The 18,696-nt window shown below is 58.5% G+C and carries 16 protein-coding genes; 14 read left to right on the forward strand and 2 right to left on the reverse strand.

The window, feature by feature from the left end; genetic code table 11:
* The first annotated feature begins 2 nt into the window (after positions 1-2).
* The 6 genes from ATU_RS21985 (at position 3) to ATU_RS22010 (ending at position 6,969) form a co-directional block, all read left to right on the forward strand.
* Positions 3-707 (forward strand): amino acid ABC transporter permease, encoded by a 705-nt coding sequence (locus ATU_RS21985; protein ID WP_004431329.1) that lies wholly within the window; start codon positions 3-5, stop codon positions 705-707.
* Positions 704-1,363, forward strand: coding sequence for an amino acid ABC transporter permease (locus ATU_RS21990; protein ID WP_010974074.1), 660 nt, complete (start codon positions 704-706; stop codon positions 1,361-1,363). The genes ATU_RS21985 and ATU_RS21990 overlap by 4 nt, the downstream gene beginning before the upstream one ends.
* Complete coding sequence (locus tag ATU_RS21995; RefSeq protein WP_004431334.1) at positions 1,344-2,075, forward strand: amino acid ABC transporter ATP-binding protein; 732 nt, start codon at positions 1,344-1,346, stop codon at positions 2,073-2,075. Before ATU_RS21990 ends, ATU_RS21995 begins: the two co-directional genes overlap by 20 nt.
* Positions 2,076-2,098: 23 nt before the next feature.
* Positions 2,099-3,034 carry a 2-hydroxyacid dehydrogenase gene (locus tag ATU_RS22000; protein ID WP_010974076.1) on the forward strand — a complete coding sequence of 312 codons (936 nt, stop codon included), beginning with the start codon at positions 2,099-2,101 and terminating at the stop codon, positions 3,032-3,034.
* A 225-nt stretch (positions 3,035-3,259) separates the two neighbouring features.
* The gene (locus ATU_RS22005; protein ID WP_010974077.1) at positions 3,260-5,434 is read left to right on the forward strand and encodes a putative bifunctional diguanylate cyclase/phosphodiesterase; all 2,175 of its coding nucleotides are present in this window, start codon (positions 3,260-3,262) and stop codon (positions 5,432-5,434) included.
* 467 nt (positions 5,435-5,901) lie between these two features.
* A complete protein-coding gene (locus tag ATU_RS22010; protein ID WP_006311316.1) occupies positions 5,902-6,969 on the forward strand; it encodes a porin in 1,068 nt (355 codons plus the stop codon).
* 191 nt (positions 6,970-7,160) lie between these two features.
* Here ATU_RS22010 and ATU_RS22015 read toward each other — a convergent pair whose 3' ends face one another.
* A complete protein-coding gene (locus tag ATU_RS22015; RefSeq protein ID WP_010974078.1) occupies positions 7,161-8,678 on the reverse strand; it encodes an amidohydrolase family protein in 1,518 nt (505 codons plus the stop codon).
* 162 nt (positions 8,679-8,840) lie between these two features.
* Here ATU_RS22015 and ATU_RS22020 point away from each other — a divergent pair, with 162 nt between their 5' ends.
* The 7 genes from ATU_RS22020 (at position 8,841) to ATU_RS22050 (ending at position 17,245) form a co-directional block, all read left to right on the forward strand.
* Complete coding sequence (locus ATU_RS22020) at positions 8,841-10,406, forward strand: ABC transporter substrate-binding protein (protein ID WP_006311326.1); 1,566 nt, start codon at positions 8,841-8,843, stop codon at positions 10,404-10,406.
* A gap of 217 nt (positions 10,407-10,623) precedes the next feature.
* On the forward strand, positions 10,624-11,592 hold the full coding sequence (locus ATU_RS22025) for an ABC transporter permease (protein ID WP_006311327.1): 969 nt from the start codon (positions 10,624-10,626) through the stop codon (positions 11,590-11,592).
* 18 nt (positions 11,593-11,610) lie between these two features.
* Positions 11,611-12,558 (forward strand): ABC transporter permease, encoded by a 948-nt coding sequence (locus ATU_RS22030; RefSeq protein WP_010974079.1) that lies wholly within the window; start codon positions 11,611-11,613, stop codon positions 12,556-12,558.
* Between the two features lie 5 nt (positions 12,559-12,563).
* Positions 12,564-13,757 carry an amidohydrolase family protein gene (locus tag ATU_RS22035; RefSeq protein WP_010974080.1) on the forward strand — a complete coding sequence of 398 codons (1,194 nt, stop codon included), beginning with the start codon at positions 12,564-12,566 and terminating at the stop codon, positions 13,755-13,757.
* Positions 13,757-15,250: an amidohydrolase family protein gene (locus ATU_RS22040; protein WP_010974081.1), complete on the forward strand. Its 1,494-nt coding sequence runs from the start codon at positions 13,757-13,759 to the stop codon at positions 15,248-15,250. The genes ATU_RS22035 and ATU_RS22040 overlap by 1 nt, the downstream gene beginning before the upstream one ends.
* Positions 15,243-16,226: an ABC transporter ATP-binding protein gene (locus ATU_RS22045; protein ID WP_006311331.1), complete on the forward strand. Its 984-nt coding sequence runs from the start codon at positions 15,243-15,245 to the stop codon at positions 16,224-16,226. The genes ATU_RS22040 and ATU_RS22045 overlap by 8 nt, the downstream gene beginning before the upstream one ends.
* Positions 16,223-17,245, forward strand: coding sequence for an ABC transporter ATP-binding protein (locus tag ATU_RS22050; RefSeq protein WP_010974083.1), 1,023 nt, complete (start codon positions 16,223-16,225; stop codon positions 17,243-17,245). The genes ATU_RS22045 and ATU_RS22050 overlap by 4 nt, the downstream gene beginning before the upstream one ends.
* 8 nt (positions 17,246-17,253) lie before the next feature.
* Here the strand turns inward: ATU_RS22050 and ATU_RS22055 are convergent, their stop codons facing one another.
* Positions 17,254-17,931, reverse strand: a complete 678-nt coding sequence (locus ATU_RS22055) for a GntR family transcriptional regulator (RefSeq protein WP_010974084.1) — start codon at positions 17,929-17,931, stop codon at positions 17,254-17,256.
* 129 nt (positions 17,932-18,060) lie between these two features.
* On the opposite strand from ATU_RS22055, the gene ATU_RS22060 reads away from it, so the two are divergent.
* Complete coding sequence (locus ATU_RS22060) at positions 18,061-18,690, forward strand: flavin reductase family protein (RefSeq protein WP_010974085.1); 630 nt, start codon at positions 18,061-18,063, stop codon at positions 18,688-18,690.
* Positions 18,691-18,696 lie beyond the last annotated feature (6 nt).

An 18,696-nucleotide genomic window follows, 5' to 3' on the forward strand; every position in this document is an offset into this window, starting at 1 on the left:
GCATGTCCTATACATTTCAATTCGGCGCACTTGCCCAATATCAGAACGAATTGTTGAGCGGCATATGGCTGACGATCAAGCTATCGGTCCTCTCCATCGTGCTCGGCTGTGCTTTCGGCATTCTTCTGGCCTCACTGCGGTCCATCAATGGCGGCATCGTCCGCATCATCGTGGACGGCTATGTCGAGGTGATCCGCAACACGCCATTTCTGGTGCAGCTCTTTATCGTCTATTTCGGCCTGCCGGGTCTCGGCTTTCGCGTTGGAGCCGATACGGCAGCACTTATCGGCATGACGATCAATCTTGCCGCCTACTCGACGGAAATCATCCGCGCCGGCATCGAGGCGGTGCACAAGTCGCAGATCGAGGCTGGCGAGGCGCTCGGATTTACGAAGTACCAGATCTATCGCCACGTTATCATCGTGCCAGCGATTGCCAAGGTCTATCCTTCGCTGTGCAGCCAGTTCGTGCTGATGATGCTGGCATCGAGCATATGTTCGGCCATTTCCACCCATGAACTCGCGGCCGCCGCAGCCTTCGTGGAATCGCAGACCTATCGCTCCTTCGAGGTCTATATCGTCGTCACGCTCATCTATCTTGCGCTGGCGCTCAGCCTGCGGCTCATCCTTGCCCTTGTCGGCATGTGGCTGTTCGGCCGCCGCGTGGCCCGCAAGACGATGACCGCCTTGCCGGAGGTGCAGTCATGACGCTTCGAACATTCGGCTGGAACGAATTCGGCTTCCTCTTGACCGCCCTGCAATGGACCGTGCTTCTGACGATCATTGCGCTTGTCGGCGGCGGCATCGTCGGCTTTTTCATCGCACTCGCCCGTACCTCGGATAACAAGCTGCTGCGTATTGCTGCTGGAACCTATATCCAGGTCATCCAGGGCATTCCTGTACTGATGATCCTGTTCCTGTCCTATTACGGCCTCAGCCTTGCTGGACTGGAACTGCCGCCACTGATCGCCGCCGGCGCATCGATGACGATCTATACATCGGGTTATCTCGCCGAAATCTGGCGCGGCTGCATCCAGGCGGTGCCGAAGCAACAGTGGGAAGCGTCCGAGTCGCTGGCGCTCACCCGCGCCCAGCAATATCGCTACGTCATCCTGCCGCAGGCGATCCGCATTTCCCTGCCGCCGACCGTCGGTTTTGCCGTTCAGGTCGTCAAGAATACGTCCATCGCATCGATCATCGGTTTCGTCGAACTGGCAAGAGCGGGGCAGCTCATCAACAATGCCACGTTCCAGCCGTTCCGTGTCTTCGTCGCGGTGGCCGTGCTTTATTTCATCGTCTGCTACCCGTTGTCCCAGCTGTCGCGTTGGCTGGAAAGGAGGCTTCATGCCGGAAGTAATCGTTGAAAACGTTCACAAGAGCTTTGGCGCTCTGGAAGTCCTCAAAGGCGTGTCGCTGACGGTCGGTCGTGGCGAAGTCTTTGCCCTCATCGGCCGCTCGGGTTCGGGTAAAAGCACGCTGCTGCGTTGCATGAACGGGCTGGAGAAGATCAATTCGGGCCGCATCGAAATCGCCGGCCATGCGCTGGGCGGAGATGCCACGGCGCTGCGCAAGCTGCGCACCGACGTCGGCATCGTGTTCCAGAGCTACAATCTTTTCCCGCATCTGACGGTCGGTGAGAACATCATGCTTGCGCCGCGCATCGTCAAGGATGTGGCAAAATCGGAAACGAAGGACATTGCCCGCGAGGTCCTGCAACTCGTCGGTCTGTCGGAGAAGTTCGATTCCTATCCAGACCAGCTTTCCGGCGGCCAGCAGCAGCGCGTGGCGATTGCCCGTTCGCTCGCCATGCGGCCGAAGGTGATGCTGTTCGACGAGGTGACCTCGGCGCTCGATCCCGAACTGACGGAAGAAGTACTGACCGTCATGGAAAACCTCGCCAAGGGCGGCATGACCATGATCCTCGTCACCCACGAAATGGCCTTTGCGCGCCGTGTGGCGACCGAAACCATCTTCATGCACAAGGGCAAGATCTGGGAGCAGGGCCGCTCGGCAGAACTTTTCGCCAATCCGCAAACGCCGGAACTCCGGCAATTCGTCAAGGCCGATGTGAAATAGCGCCGGATCACAAGGACATATCAATGACTGCTGAAATCGTACAACTGTGCCCACTGATCCCGGCACTGGAGGAAGAACTCGCGCAGCGCTTCACCGTGCATCGCCTGTTTGAGGCCGCAGACAAGGCGGCATTCCTTTCCGAAAAGGGGGCGGCAATCCGCGGCGTCGTCACGGGTGGTCATATCGGCCTGCCGGCGGATGTCGGCGCCGCACTCCCCAACCTCGAAATCGTCGCCATCAACGGTGTCGGTTTCGACAAGGTCGATCTGGGAGAGGCCAAGCGACGCGGTTTTCGCGTTTCCAACACGCCTGACGTGCTGACCGCTGATGTCGCTGATCTCGCGCTCGGCCTTGTTCTGGCGCAGGCGCGCAAGGTGCCGCAGGCCGACCAGCACGTGCGCACGGGGCAATGGCTGAAGGGCGATATGGGTCTTTCCACCCGTGTGGCCGGCCGCCGTTACGGCATTTTCGGCCTCGGCCGGATCGGTCAGGCCATTGCAAAGCGGCTCGAAGGTTTTGACGCGCGCATTTCCTATACCGCAAGGAACCGCCGCGATGTGGCCTATGACTACCACGACAGCATCGAAGAGCTCGCCGCCAATTGCGACGTGCTGATCATCGCCGCTGCTGCCACCGCTGAAACACGCCATATCGTCAATGCGGATGTGCTGAAGGCTCTCGGTCCCCAAGGTGTGCTCGTCAACGTGGCGCGCGGTTCGCTGGTGGATGAAAAGGCACTGGTCGAGGCGCTTTCGAGCGGCATGATCGGTGGCGCAGCGCTTGATGTCTTCGAGGATGAGCCACGTGTGCCGGAAGCGCTTTTCGCCTTCGAAAACGTCACGCTTGCCCCGCATATCGGCAGCGGGACGCACCAGACCCGGCGCGCCATGGCTGATCTGGTTCTCGCCAATCTCGATGCGCATTTCGCCGGCAGGGAGCTGCCGACACCGGTGGTCTGATACATTCCCCGTCAATACCTGCAATCTTTCGGCGCGGCTTTGTCCGCGCCGTTTTGATTTTGGCTGGCGGTAATCCACGCAGGTGCCTGAAGCGGTGTTTACAGCGCAATCCGGCTCGACGTTCATCATTATATAATATGTATAATCCTACTATTCTGCTTCCTTATAAAGTGATGAGGCGGAGAGGTGCGTTCCAAAGGCCCGAAGACACCTGAAGAGAATCGGATGTCGCGAAAAAAGCGCGACATAACGCCATCTGCCTCTCCAGCAATGGGCGAAAATGCTAATCCCTCCGGCCGGCACACGCTTCTTGAAGCGATGATCGACCATGTGCCGGATTTTATCTATGCCAAGGATCTGGAAGGGCGCTTTCTTTTTGCCAACCGCGCCATCGTTAATGAAAACGGTTTTGAAAGTGTAGAGGAGCTGATCGGGCTCACCGATTACGATATTCACGGTGAAGCGGCGCGCCACGCCGGCATTCCCGATACCGAAGCGCGGGTGATGCGCACCGGCGAGCCGGATCTCGGTTATGAAGAACGCGCCATGCGTGGCGATGTCGATCGCTGGCTGATGATGTCGCGTGTGCCGCTGAAGGATAAATCCGGCGAGATTATCGGCGTCGTGGGTGCTTCGCGCGATATCACCCAGAAAAAGGCCTCGGAGCGATTGCTTCAGGCGCAGGCGCATATTCTGGAAATGATTGTGGCAGCGGCGCGTATCGAGGATTTCCTCGAGGAATTTGTCAAGGCCATCGAAAATCTGGCCACCGGCCTTGCCTGTGCCGTGCGGGTGTTTGAGGCCGCAGTGGGAGAGCCATCGGTTTATGTTTCCCCCGCGCTTGCGCAGCAGGCGGGACTGACCGCACTCATCTCCAATGTCAGCGATCCCGAAAGCCTCGCCCATTCGGGGGAAGATACGGCCTTCAGTTTCGATATTCCCGCCAGTGAAGGCAAGGCGCATGGTTTCGTCTGGTGCAGGCTGGCCGGCCGCAAGCCGGATGAAGCATTGGTGGAATTTATCGGCGCTGCGGCGCGCATGGCGGGTCTGGCGATAGACCGCAAAAGGGCGGCGGAACACATCGCCTTTCTGGCGGATCATGACATGCTGACCCGGCTACCCAACCGTCGTTTCCTCGATACCCGACTTCCGGAGATATTGGCAGCGGCGGCAAAGGCGAACAGAAGGGTCGGTATCGGATTTCTCGATCTCGACAATTTCAAGCAGATCAATGATACGCTCGGTCACAGCATCGGCGATGCGCTGCTGTCGAAAACCGCAGAGCGCATTGCCGCGAGCCTCGGGCAAAACGATCTCGTTCTGAGGGTAGGTGGCGACGAGTTCGTCATTATTCTCGAAGAGCATAAGGACGACGTCGAAAAGCACCTGCAGCGTATTCGCGCCGCAGTTTCCCAGCCATTGCGCATCCGCAATTACGACATCAAGGTCACCTGCAGCATCGGCATGGCCTTTTTCCCCGAACATGGGAAAACCACGGCGGAAATTGTCGCGGCGGCCGATCTTGCCATGTATGAGGTCAAACATAATGGACGCGACAGCATCGCCACTTTCACACCGAACATGGCGGACGATCTAAGGAAGAAATTCACCCGGATCGAGGAAATGCGCAAAGCCGTGGAAAGGGACGAATTCGTCCTGCATTTCCAGCCGCAGGTTGATCTTGCAAATGGCCGGATCAGCGGTGTTGAGGCGCTGGTGCGCTGGCAACACCCTACGGAAGGTCTGCTCGGCCCCGTAGAATTCATAGGGCTTGCAGAAGAAACCGGCCTGATCGTGGAACTCGGGGCAAACATCCTCAAAAAGGCCTGCCGCCAGGCGCAGGCATGGGTTGCCGCCGGCCTTTCGCCGGTCAAGATGGCGGTCAACATCTCACCACGTCAGTTTCAGGGCGGGCTGGTGCAGCAGATCAGGTCGGTGCTGAAGGAAACCGGACTTGCGCCCTCCCTGCTGGAAATCGAGATCACCGAGACGCTGATCATTCAGGATGTCGAGACATCGGTGCGGATCATGCACGCCATAAAACAGATGGGCGTCAGCCTGGCGCTGGATGATTTCGGCATCGGCTATTCCTGCCTCGGCATGCTCAAGACATTCCCGCTGTCCTGCATGAAGATAGACCGGTCGTTCCTGACTCACCTGCCGGAAAAAACCAAGGACAGCGCCATCGTCACGATCATGATCCAGCTTGCCGGATCGCTTGGAATCGATGTCATTGCCGAAGGCGTGGAAACCGCCGAGCAGGCGAATTTCCTCCGCACGGCCGGCTGCCCTTACGGTCAGGGCTATTATTTCAGTCGTCCTCTTCCTGCGGATGCGATCGAGGCAACGTTGGCGAACAGGACGATATTCCCCACCGGCCTCTCCGGCGGCAGGTCATAAGCCCCCGCCTTTAACGGATGTGACGGAGCAGCGCACATGCTGCCATGTCTTCCGCAAACCGCCGCATTATTGCTGCGCATTTTCCTTTCTCGCTCTGGTTCCGCAAGGAAAGTCTTCGCCTCATCCCGCCCATAAGTGCGTTCTCGGTCTCTAGCGGGATTGCACGAGGTTTCGACTTATTCTGTAGCGTAATAATATTATTATTTTAGAAAATTTATTCTTAGTAATAAATAGAATTATTGCGTAATAAATGACGAAATTACTATATTTTAAAGTATTAAATTGTTGTAATTTTACTACTTAAGCTGAATGTGTACTTTAATTGTATTTGAGTTTGTTCGATTTGAATTGCGACTCCGCAGTAGTTTCTGTCATTTGCTCAATCAGCGCAGGGAAGCGGGCGGCAGGGAAAGACCAGCCCTCAAATTTGCGCATTTGTTGAAAAAATTTTTGACTGGAGATTACAAATGAACATCAAGAGTCTTTTGATCGGCTCCGCTGCCGCTCTCGCGGCCGTATCCGGCGCAAAAGCTGCGGACGCCATCGTCGCGGCCGAACCCGAGCCAATGGAATATGTCCGCGTCTGCGACGCCTTCGGTAAGGGCTTCTTCTATATGCCCGGCACCGAAACCTGCCTCAAGTTCCAGGGTTATGTCCGTTTCCAGACCGACTTCGGCCGTGACAAGGCAGGCAAGTCCGACTGGGATTCCTTTACCCGTGCGCAGTTTGAAGTTGATACCCGTACCGACACCGAGCTCGGTGTTCTGCGCGGCTTCATCGGCTTCCAGGGCAATGCTGACAGCGGTTCCGCTGCAGCGTCCACGACGTCCGGCTCGAGTGACAAGGGCTCGGCTGTTTTTGTTGATCAGGCCTTCATCGAACTTGCTGGTCTTAAGGTTGGTAAGTTCACCAGCTGGTGGGACGATGGCCTCGGTGGCGAAACCGACGAACTGGCTTCCAACTCCAAGTTCAACTCCATTCGTTACACCTATGACGCAGGTTCGTTCTGGGCAGGCGTTTCGGTTGACGAACTGGAGGGCGTTTCGGTCAGCTACAACAAGGTCAACTACGACAAGAACGGTAACACCTCCAACAACGTTGGTGTCGCCGCTGGTGTCGGCGCCAAGTTCGACAGCGTTTCCTTCGCTCTTATCGGTGGTTATGACACCGATCGCGAAAACGGCGCCGTCCGCCTGATCGCAGAAGCTGGCGTTGGACCGGGCACTCTCGGCCTGGCCGGTGTCTGGGCTTCCGGCGCAAACGCCTATTACAACGTTTCCGAATGGGCCGTTGCCGCTTCCTACGCCATCAAGGCAACCGACAAGCTGAAGATCACCCCCGGCGTCCAGTATTACAGTGGCTACGGCCTTGCTTCCTGGGATAATTTCTCGAACAACGATGCCTGGAAGGCTGGTCTGACGGTTGATTACAAAATCACTGACGGCTTCTCCACGAGGCTGACTGCGAACTACCTCGACGTCGAAAAGAAGCCTGAAGTTTGGACCGGTTTCGTTCGCCTCGAGCGTTCGTTCTAATCGTCTGCATAAAAAGCATAAGCCGGGTTAGGCAACTCAGATCCACCCCGTTTTCCAACGGGTGAGTCACTAGCTCCAGTCAAAGTTCCTGACATGATGTCAGGTTTGCTCCCCGGACCACTCCAGGCCGGGGAGTTTTTGTCGTGATGCTGGCTAGGGCTTGGGAAGGGTGCCTGCCGCCGTCTTTAGATTTAGTGATCTTGACCGGACTCGTGGTCGGTTACTCGGTAGCTCGCGTCCTTCGGCGGACGGGGAGGGTACACCTGTTCGTCGAATGTGCGCAGCAGGCGGCCCCAGCCAGGATCGTGCATATGTACTTTCAGGCCGGCCCGTTCGGCCAGCGCCATGGCCTCCTGTTGGCCAAAAGTGATGGCGGCATCAACATCTGATGTCAGCACCCGTCCATTATCCATCAGCAATTTACCGTCCACAAAGACGGTGTCGACATCGCTGCCAAGGGCTTGATGCACCAGGCGGTGGACCGGCATCCACATGGGCATCAGATGTGGTTTGCGCATATCGATGATGACGACGTCAGCCTTCTTGCCGATTTCGAGCGAACCAATCTCGTCTTCCATGCCAATGGCGTGGGCCGCATCGATGGTGATCATTTCAAATATCTTGCCTGGCGGCAGCAGGTAGCGGTCGTGATTGTGCAGGAGATGTTGCGTGAATTGTGCCAGGCGCGCCGTCTGCAACATGTCGAAATGGCGGCTCGGGGCGGCACCATCGGTGGTGATGGCGACACGAATGCTTTTCGACATCATTTCCATGATCGGGGTTGAGCGACCCGGCGGCGCGTGTGTCACGCGGGTGCCGGTCTCGGCCAGTATGTCGATCTCGTCATGGGAGATTCCCCAGCAATGCTGAAGGTGAATGTCAGGGCCGAGCAGGGCATTTTCCTTGTCCTGAAACGCCATGCGGATTTGCCCGGCAAAGGCGTCGGAATGAAGCCTGACACCTCTCTTGCGCGCCATCTCGCGTACCCGTCGGGCCTGCATCCTGTCGCCCTCGGTCAGTTTCACAGCCTGATCAGGCGAGGATGCATTGGACGGTTCGACCGAAGGCACAATGGTGAAAGGCGTCAGGAAAACGCTGATGCGGCCATCGGCGCTTCCATGCAATGTCTCGATCACCGCCTCACTGCCGTCCATCATCTCGTCAAAGCTCACGTCGCGACGTTCGGGCTGACCGCTCTCCCATCGCGTGACGGGATGTGGCCAGGGCAGACCCGAGGGCCCGACGCAGATGATTTCGCGAAGGCCGAGTTCGCTATAGGCGCGGGCATGGTTGATAGCGAAGACGGGGTCATCCGCGCGCGGCATTGACGTGATGATGCTGGCCCCCGTCGTCACCCCGGCGCGCAATCGTTCAATGCCGGAAATCAGCCCGTCGGCATACCAGTAGTCGCGGGTTACGTAGTGATAATAGGTCGGGGTGATGATTTTCATCCACATCGCATTGGTGTCCGCAGCGATGCTGCGAAGAAGCGCGTGGCCGGCATGGCCATGGGCATCGATCAGGCCGGGGATGATCAGCTTTCCCCGGCAGTCAATGACCTCCTTGCCCCCATGGCGGGGTTCCAGTTCATCCACGGTGCCGATGTCGACAATCCTGTCGTCGTTTATGGCCAGCGCACCGTCTTCAATAATGCGCCGTTCCCTGTCGACCGTGACGATCGTTCCGTGCAGCAGCAGAAACCCTGTCATATTCCGTCCTCCCTCTTTTGAACTCGTATCCAAAAACTTACGATTTTGAGTACGATAATTGTCAACAATATTATTGACAATAAGCTTGGGCGAAACAATACTCCCTTTGCCCGACCGGACCGCCTGCCGGTCTTCCAACGATTTATAAAAAGGGGGGATCAAATGTCCCGTATCAGAAGTTTTGTCCTGGCGGCCATGGCTGCCGCCGCCATTGCCGTTCCCGCCCATGCGGAGACGCTCCGCTGGGGCGGCCGCGCCGATCTTTACTCGCTAGACCCATATTCGGTGCCGTCCACATCCAACCTCGCTTTTCTGAACCATATTTATGAGGGCCTCGTTCGTTACGGGCCGGATTTTCAGATTGAGCCTGCACTTGCCACCGAGTGGAAGCTTATCGACGGAAAAGCGTGGCGCTTCACCCTGCGGAAAGGTGTGAAATTCCATGATGGTTCAGATTTCACTGCCGATGATGTCGTAGCGTCTTTTACCCGAGCTTCGGATGCGACGTCGCCACTGCGCGGCAACATTCCTGTTTTTGCTGGCGTCAAAAAGGTGGATGATTACACGGTCGATCTGGAGGTCAGTGCTCCGACGTCGCTTTTCCTCAACGACATCACCAATATCTTCATCTTTAACGCCAAGTGGTTGAAAGATAACAATAGCGAGAAGCCTACCGACTTCGCGTCGAAGGTTGATGGCTACACCACCATGCACACCAACGGCACCGGCCCGTTCAAGCTCGAAAGCCGCGTTCCCGATAGCAAAACTGTTCTCGTTGCAAACGAAGGCTGGTGGGATCAGAAAAAGCACAATCTCGACCGCATCGAATTCGTGCCGATTGCATCTGCGGCAACACGCGTCGCAGCCCTCCTGTCAGGTGAAATCGACCTCATCGATTCCGCCCCGATCCAGGATTTGCCGCGCCTTGAATCTTCGCCCAATATCTCGGTCAAGAAGCGCACCGAGCTCCGCACGCTTTTCATCGGCTTCAACCGCCGCGAAAAGCTGGAAGACGGCAAGCCGAACCCCTTCAACGATCTGCGTGTCCGTCAAGCCTTTGAAGCGTCCATCGATCGTGACCTGATCAACAAGAAGGTGATGCGTGGTCTCGCAAGGCCGTCCGGCTCGTTGATCGCGCCAGAAATCGCAGGTTATGCCAAGTCGCTCGATACCTTTGAGCCCGCCGATCCGGCCAAGGCGCAGAAGCTGCTGGCCGATGCCGGCATGAAGAACCTCGCCTTCACCTATACCTGCATGAATGATGAGAGCGTCAACGAAGAGGATATCTGCTCGGGCGTTGCCAACATGTTGAAGCGCGGCGGTTTCCAGCCGACAATCGACATCGCGCCGCGTTCGGTACAGTCTCCCAAGCGCAATGGCGGCAAGGCTGACGTGTTTAACCTCAGCTGGGCGAACGAGCCGACGCTGGACGCTTTCTCGATGCTGTCGCAGATCCTCTCGACCCGCAAGGGTGCGATGGGCGTCTCCAACTATGGCGGCTGGTCCAACCCGGAAATTGACAAGCTTGTCGCGCAGGCGGCGCAGGAGCAGGACAATACAAAGCGCCTGGCGCTCGAAGAGGCAGCGCTGAAGATCGCCAAGGACGAGACCATGCTCGTGCCGCTGCACCAGCAGCCGATTGCCTGGGCGATGCTCGCCAAGGTCAAGAGCGTCGACTTCCGCGCCGACAATAAGCCGCGCCATTGGCTGACCCAGCTCGATAAATAAGACGGATTGCAAGTGAGGCGCCGGTCATTCGACCGAGCGCCTTGGTTGTTTTCAGCAGGCATCCGTCTGGCAGCGCGATGATCTGCGTCAGAAATTGTCGACAAAGTTGCAACGGTTTCGTGGTTCTTGCATGGCGCGTAACCCATGGCCCGTCTCTGGAAGAGAATGATCGAACCTGCATGCCCGCGTGGCTCAGGCTCGCGTCCGAGAGGTAACAATGCTGGTTTTCATCATCAAGCGTCTGGGAAATGCCGTGCTGGTCATGCTTTCCGTCGCGCTTATCGCCTTTCTCATCTTTCGGCTGGCGGGTGATCCCGTCGAGCTGATGGTCGGGGAGCAGACCTCGCAGGAGGATCGTGCCGCGCTGCGTGAGCGGCTGGGCCTCAATGACAGCCTGCCGACGCAATATCTGCGATTTGTCAAAGATGCGGCACAGGGTAATTTCGGTGTTTCCTATCGCAACGGCCAGCAGGTGTTGCCGTTGATCGCGGAAAGGTTTCCGGCAACGCTTGAGCTGGTGCTGGTGGCCACCGTCATATCGCTGGTCGTCGGCCTGCCTCTGGGCGTTCTGACGGCGATCCGGCGCGGGAAATGGTATACGGAAGGTCTGCAATTCCTGTCGATTGTCGGGGTTTCGCTGCCAAGCTTCGTTGTCGGCATCCTTCTCATTCTGGTGTTTTCCGTTTCCCTCGGCTGGGCGCCGGCCTTTGGTCGCGGCGATGTCGTCCAACTCGGCTGGTGGTCGACGGGGCTTTTGACGTCATCCGGACGTGCGGCCCTCATCCTTCCGGCCATTGCCCTTTCGCTGTACCAGATCACGCTTGTCATGCGTCTGGTGCGGGCGGAAATGCTTGAGGTTCTGCGGTCCGATTTCGTGAAATTTGCGCGGGCCCGCGGCATACCGCGCTGGCGGATCTATTTCCGTCATGCTCTGCGCAACTGTCTGATGCCGGTGGTGACCCTGACGACGATGAATGTCGGCTCGCTCATTGCCTTCGCGCTCATCACGGAAACGGTGTTTCAATGGCCGGGTATGGGCATGCTGTTCATTCAGGCGGTCACCTTCCTCGATATTCCCGTCATGGCGGCCTATCTCTGCATCATCTCCTTCATCTTCGTTGTCCTCAACACGTTCGTCGATATTGCTTATGCGGTCATCGATCCGCGTCTGCGCACTGCGCGCTAACCGAAGGGAGCCGGTTTCATGACAGACCTTTCGCAAACGGAAAAACCCGCCCGCCGGTCGCTTTTCAGCCACATGCGCGACAGCGATCTCTATTGGTCGTTCAGCCGCAGCAAATCGGCCAAGATCAGTGCGCTCGTCCTCGCAATCCTGATCCTGGCGGCCATCTTCGCGCCGTGGATCGCACCCCAGAACCCCTATGACGGTGCATCGCTCGACATGTGGAAGGCCGAGCTGCCGCCGATCTGGCAGGAGGGCGGCGAATGGCCGTTTCTTTTGGGAACGGATACGCAGGGACGGGACATGCTGTCCGCCATTCTCTACGGCACACGCATCTCCATCGTCATCGGTGTCGCCTCCGTGGTGCTTTCGCTGGTCATCGGCATGACGGCAGGTCTGGTAGCGGGTTATTTCGGTGGTTTTGCCGATGGCCTGCTGATGCGCATCGGTGATATCACGCTGTCCATTCCAACCATTCTCGTCGCCATCCTCGTTTCCACCGTCGTGCGGCAGATGCTGCCGGATAGCCTGCGGGAGGTCGGTGCATCCGCAGTGCTCATTCTCGCCATCGCGCTTTCCGCCTGGGTGCAATATGCGCGCACGGTGCGCGCCCAGGCGATCGTCGAAACCGGTAAAGACTATGTTCAGGCGGCAAAGCTGATCGGCGTGCCCGCCCGCCGCATCATGGCGGCGCATATCCTGCCCAATACGCTGACGCCGATCATGGTCGCCGCAACGCTCAATTTCGGCATGGCGATCCTCACGGAAGCAACACTTTCCTTTCTCGGCATAGGCATGCCGCCCAGCCAGCCGTCTCTCGGCACATTGATCCGCATCGGCAACCAGTTCCTGTTCTCCGGCTCCTGGTGGATCGTGCTGTTTCCGGTCTTCCAGCTCTGCCTGCTCGTCGTCACCGTCAACCTTCTGGGTGACTGGCTGCGCGATGCGCTCAATCCGAAACTGAGGTGAGTTCCATGCACGATCTTCTTCTGCGCAACGTACGGCCCATGGCGGGCGAAGCCTGTGACATCATGATCAGGAACGGCAAGATTACCGGCTTCGGAAAGTTCGACGCCGAACCCGGCCTCCCGGTCGAGGATGGCAAGGGTGCAATCGCCGTTCCCGGTCTCATTGATGCCCACACGCATCTGGACAAGACGACGTGGGGCATGCCCTGGCACGTCAACAACCGTGCCGCCATCCTGCGCGAGCGGATCGATTTCGAGCGGGAAAACCGCGTTCAGATCGGCATCGATCCGCATCGCCAGTCCATGCGCCATGCCATCGGGCTCGCGGCCAATGGCGGCACGCATATTCGCAGCCACGTCGATATCGACCCGACCCATGGGTTGAAACTGGTCGAAGGCATCTGGGAGACGCGTGAAAAGCTTGATGGTATCATCGACATCGAGGTCGTCGCTTTCCCGCAATCCGGTGTCATGGTCATGCCCGGCACGGTGGAGCTTCTCGATGAAGCCCTGAAGCAGGGCTGCGAGGTGCTTGGCGGCATCGACCCCTGCGGCATCGACCGCGATCCGAAGGGCCAGCTGGACATTCTTTTCCAACTCGCAACAAAACACGGCGTCCCGATAGATATCCACCTGCATGAGGCCGCCGACCTCGGCGCCTTCACCATGGAGCTTATCTTCGAGCGCATCCGGGCAAACGGCATGCAGGGCAATGTCGCCATCAGCCATGCCTTTGCACTCGGCATGAATGACTATCTGCGCGTCGGCAGGCTGATCGACGAGATCGCGCGGCTCGACGTTGCCATCCTGACCACGGGTGCGCCATCGGCAAGCGTGCCGTCGATCATGCGCCTCAAGGAAGCGGGCGTGCGCGTTGGCGGCGGCTGCGATGGTATCCGCGATACATGGGGTCCGTGGGGACAACCGGACATGCTGGATCGGGCCAAGATCATCGGCATGAAAAACGGCCTGCGCTCGGATGTCGAACTTGCGCATGTGCTGCACGTCGTTTCCAGGGGCGGCGCCGATGTCATGGGTATTGAAGATTACGGCATGGAGATCGGCTGTGCTGCGGACTTCACCCTGTTGACCGGCGAAACGCTGGCGCATGCCGTTGTCGATATCACGCCGCGGCCGCTGGTGGTCAAAGGCGGCCGTGTCACCGCCAGAAACGGCAAAGCCATAGTGGAGGCGCCGTGATGAGTGACACTCTCAACTCTTTGCAACTCGGCGAGAGGCCTGAAGGACGGACCTTGCTGACAGCCAGCTGGGTTGTCGGGCACAAGGACGGATCGCACCGGCTGCTCAAAAACGGTGAGGTTGTCTTCGAAAATGGCGAGATCCTATTCGTCGGACACGGATTTCCCGGCGAGGTCGCCCGGCGTATCGATTTCGGCAATGCTCTCGTCAGCCCCGGCCTGATCGATCTCGATGCACTCTCCGATCTCGATACGACGATCCTCGGCATCGATCATCACCCCGGCTGGGCCAAGGGCCGTGTCTGGCCGCGGTCCTATGTCGAGGCCGGTCCCTATGAGATGTATTCCGCGGAAGAGCTTGCTTTCCAGAAGCGTTTCGCCTTCGGTCAGTTGCTCCTCAACGGCATCACCACCGCAGCGCCAATCGCATCGCTGTTTTATCGCGCCTGGGGGGAGACCGTGGCGGAGTTCGAGGCGGCCGCCGATGCAGCCGGTGAACTTGGCCTTCGCGTTTATCTCAGCCCCGCCTTCCGCTCCGGTGGCATGGTGCTGGAAGAGCCGGGCCGTATGTTTCCGGTTTTTGATGAGGAGCGTGGTTTTCAGGGACTGAAAGAGGCAATTGCCTTCATCGAAAAGCAGAGTGGAAGACACGGCGATCTGGTGCGCGGCATGCTCGCGCCGGATCGAGTGGAAACGTCCACCCTGGGCCTGATCGAGCGTACAGACGCGGCCGCCCGCGAACTGGGCTGCAAGTTCCGTCTCCATATGGCGCAGGGCGTCATGGAGGTCGATACGGTTCGCAAGCTTCACGGTTCGACCGCGCCGGTCTGGCTCGCCAAAGCCGGGCTTCTCAGCGAAAGGCTGATCGCGCCGCACGCCACCAATGCGACGGAAGAAGATCTGGCGCTATACGCGGAGAACGGCGTGTCGATCGTCCACTGTCCGCTGGTATCGAGCCGCGGCGGCAGCACGCTCTCGTCCTTCTCTTCCTGCCGCAAACGCGGCATCAACATTGCGATGGGAACGGATACGGCGCCAGCGGACATGTTTATGAACCTGCTTGTCGGTCTGATCACCTGTCGCATCAATGACGGCGCTCCGGACCAGATCCGCTGCGCCGATCTTTTCGATGCGGCGACGCTCGGCGGCGCGCGCGCACTTGGTCGCTCTGACCTCGGTCATCTTTCAAGCGGTGCAAGGGCAGACATCGCTGTCTTTGATCTCGACGATGCCGTCATGGCACCGAGCGTCGATCCGATCACGACGCTGGTGACCGGTGGCTCGGGCAAGGTCACGAGAGCCGTTTTTGTCGATGGTCGTCTTTCCATGCGCGAAAGACAGGTCGCCCATATCGACATGCGGCGTGCCCGCGAACAGGCGCAGGCGCAGTTTGATCGTCTGATTGCCAAATATCCCGAACGGAGCTGGGCAAATCCGCCCGTCTCCGAAATTTTCCCTCCGAGCTATCAGGTGGAGGTTGCACAACATGGTTGAAATGAACCAATCGGTCATCGATGTCCGCAATCTCAAGGTCGAGTTTCCCGGTCGGCGCGGCACTGTTACCGCGCTTTCCGATATCAGCCTTTCGATCAGGCCCGGCGAAATTCTGGGTGTCGTCGGCGAATCCGGCGCCGGGAAATCCATGACTGGCCTTGCGATACAGGGCCTGCTCGAAAAGCCCGGCCGTATTGCCGATGGTGAAATCTGGCTCGGGTCGCGCCGTATCGATCAGCTGGATGACCGGGCGATGGAGAGTATTCGCGGTCGTGAGATAGGCGCGATTTTTCAGGACCCGTTGACCTCGCTCAATCCGCTCTTCACGGTTGGCGCCCAGCTTGTGGAGACAATCCGTCAGCACCTGCCGTTGTCGAAAGCGGATGCGCGTGCACGCGCCATTCAGTTGCTGAGGGATGTCGGCATTCCGTCGCCTGCGGATCGTATCGATCATTATCCGCACCAGTTTTCCGGCGGCATGCGCCAGCGTGTCGTGATTGCGCTCGCCCTCTCGGCCTCGCCGAAGCTCATCATCGCCGATGAGCCGACGACCGCGCTCGACGTCTCGATCCAGGCGCAGATCATTTCGCTGCTGCGGCGGCTGTGCAAAGAGAAGCAGACGGCGGTCATGCTCGTCACTCACGATATGGGTGTCATTGCCGAAGCTGCCGACCGCGTGGCGGTGCTTTATGCCGGCCGGCTGATCGAGGTCGGGCCGGTCGAGCAGGTGCTGCACGAACCGCGCCACCCCTATACGCAGGGCCTGATGGCCTCCATTCCGTCGCTTGGCGCTAGGGTAGAGCGGCTCAACCAGATTGACGGGGCGATGCCGCGTCTCGATGCGATCCCGCCCGGATGCGCGTTTAATCCCCGCTGTAGTTTTGCGGGGCCGCGCTGTCTGCGGCAACGGCCTGAACTTGAAACCGTCGGCAACGGTGCCAGTGCGTGCTGGCTGAATGCAGGAGGCACAGCATGACACAATCAGCATCCCATAAGGCAGCGTCCCATCAGCCGGCCTTGACCGTTAAAGGCCTGACGAAAACCTTCGACGTGTCGGCCCCGCTGCTCAACCGCATCATTGAGCGCAAACCCCGGCAGTTCGTGCAGGCCGTCAACGATATCGATTTCGCCGTTCCTGCTGGCGGCTGTCTCAGCATCGTCGGTGAAAGCGGCTGCGGCAAATCGACCGTTGCCCGCCTGGTGACCGGGCTTTTCCGGCCAAGCGCCGGCGCGTTCCAATTCGCGTCGGGCGGCAACGGCAAACCCCTGTCGGCGCAGATGATCTTCCAGGATCCCTATGCTTCGCTCAATCCGCGTTGGCGGGTGAAGAACATCATCGCCGAACCGATCCGCGAGCTGAAGCTGCGCGCGACAAAGGCCGAGGCGATGGAGCGCGTGGAGGAACTTCTCCAGACGGTGGGCCTGTCCGCCTCCGATGGCGAGAAGTTTCCGCATGAATTTTCCGGCGGCCAACGTCAGCGCATCTCGATTGCCCGTGCATTGGCGAGCGAACCGGAGTTCCTCGTCTGTGACGAGCCGACATCGGCGCTTGACGTTTCGGTACAGGCACAGGTGCTGAACCTCATGCGCCGCCTGCAGGATGAACTCGGCCTCACCTATCTCTTCATCAGCCACGACATGAGTGTTGTCCGCCACATGTCGGACCGCATTGCGGTCATGTATCTCGGGCGAATTGTGGAGGAGGGCGATACAGAAGAGCTTTTCGCCAATCCGCGCCATCCCTATACCCGGCTGCTTCTCCAGACGATCCCCAATATCAAGACCCCGCAGCGGGACCGGGAGATTGTTGCGGGTGAAGTGCCGAGCCCTTTGAAGCCGCCTTCGGGCTGCGCGTTTCACCCCCGTTGTCCGCTCGCAACAGCGCAATGTTCGGCAGAGGTGCCGAAAGTGAAAAGCCTCGCCAACGGCACGCGGGTCGCCTGCCATCTGGTTGAAGATGACACGGAATGGGCAGGCCAGCGACAGCGCGCCTGAGAAGGGGATCAGCCGAGGGCGGCGCGCAGGTCGTGGGAAAGGTCGCGGATTTCGCTGAGATCGAGTTCCGCTTCCACATGCTCGAGGTGATGGGTCATCAGATGGATGGCCCGCGACGGATCATTGTTGGCAATCGCATCGACGATTTCGGCATGTTCGTCCGGGCCGCAGTTGAAGCGATCCGTGTTACGGTAAACGGCGGTAATGAGCGACGAGCGGGAAATGAGGTCGCGCATGGTGGTAAAAAGGAAATCAGAACCGAGCGTTTCCGCAAGCAGCAGGTGGAACCCGCCGGAAAGCTTGATGATGTCGGTCGTGACGTTCCTGGTATTGGCCACACGCTCCTTGGCCACATGGTCGCGCAGCTTTTTGAGATCGGTTTTGGTGGCGGACCTGCACAGTCTTTCGACGACGCATTGCTCGACGGTACGGCGTACGAAGAAGACATCGCGGGCTTCCTCGACCGAAGGTTTGGAGACGAAAGCGCCGCGATTGGGAACGATGGTCACCAGTCCGTCACGCTCAAGAACGGACAGAGCCTGGCGGATTCGTGCGCGGCTGACGCCAAAGATTGTCGCCAGTTGCTCTTCTTTCAGCTGCACGCCCGGACGCAACCGGCGTTCGGCAATCGAAAGCCATACTTTCTCGACAATCTGCTGTGTGGACGGGCCGGCCTGTTCGGTCATTCGACATACTCCCCAATCGCCCTAGAGAAGCGTGATGTGAATGAAAAAGTCAACCGTATCAACGGGATTTTGGTTGCAACATTGTCAACAATATGAAAGATAATTGTAGACTAAATTAGGATGCCGATCATGGAATTCGATTTCAGCGCGCTTGAGCCCCAGAGCCGCTACCGCCTTCTGACGAATTTTATCGGTCCGCGACCGATCGCGCTTGTGACGACCCGCTCTGAAGCGGGCCATAACAATGCAGCACCGATGAGCTTCTTCAACGTTTTTTCGCATGATCCGCCCATCGTCGTCCTCGGCATTCAGCCCAAGCTGAGCGGCGAGGAAAAGGATACGATGGTGAATATCCGCCGCACCGGCGAGTTCGTCATCAATATGGTGGACATGGCGCTGTCGGATCAGATGCTCATCTGCGGCCTCGGCTTTGACAATGAAGTCGACGAAATGTCGATGGCGCAACTGACGGCCAAGCCCTGCAGCAAGATCGATGCGAGTTATGCCGCGCAATCACCCTGTGCATTCGAGTGCCGCGTGGAGCGACTGATCGGTTACCCGCGCCGCACGCTGGTATTGGGTGAAGTGGTGCACATGCATGTCCATAATGAGTGCCTCGATGAAGAGGGGCGTTATGTCGATCCCGATCGCTACCAGCCGATCGCCCGGCTTCATGCCGACAATTACATCACCTCGGATCGCCAGTTCGTTCTGAAGGCGCCACCAATCACCGATTTCACCGCGCCTGACGGCAAGTGAAGGCTA

It is taken from the genome of Agrobacterium fabrum str. C58 (assembly GCF_000092025.1).
GTDB classification, from domain to species: Bacteria; Pseudomonadota; Alphaproteobacteria; order Rhizobiales; family Rhizobiaceae; genus Agrobacterium; species Agrobacterium fabrum.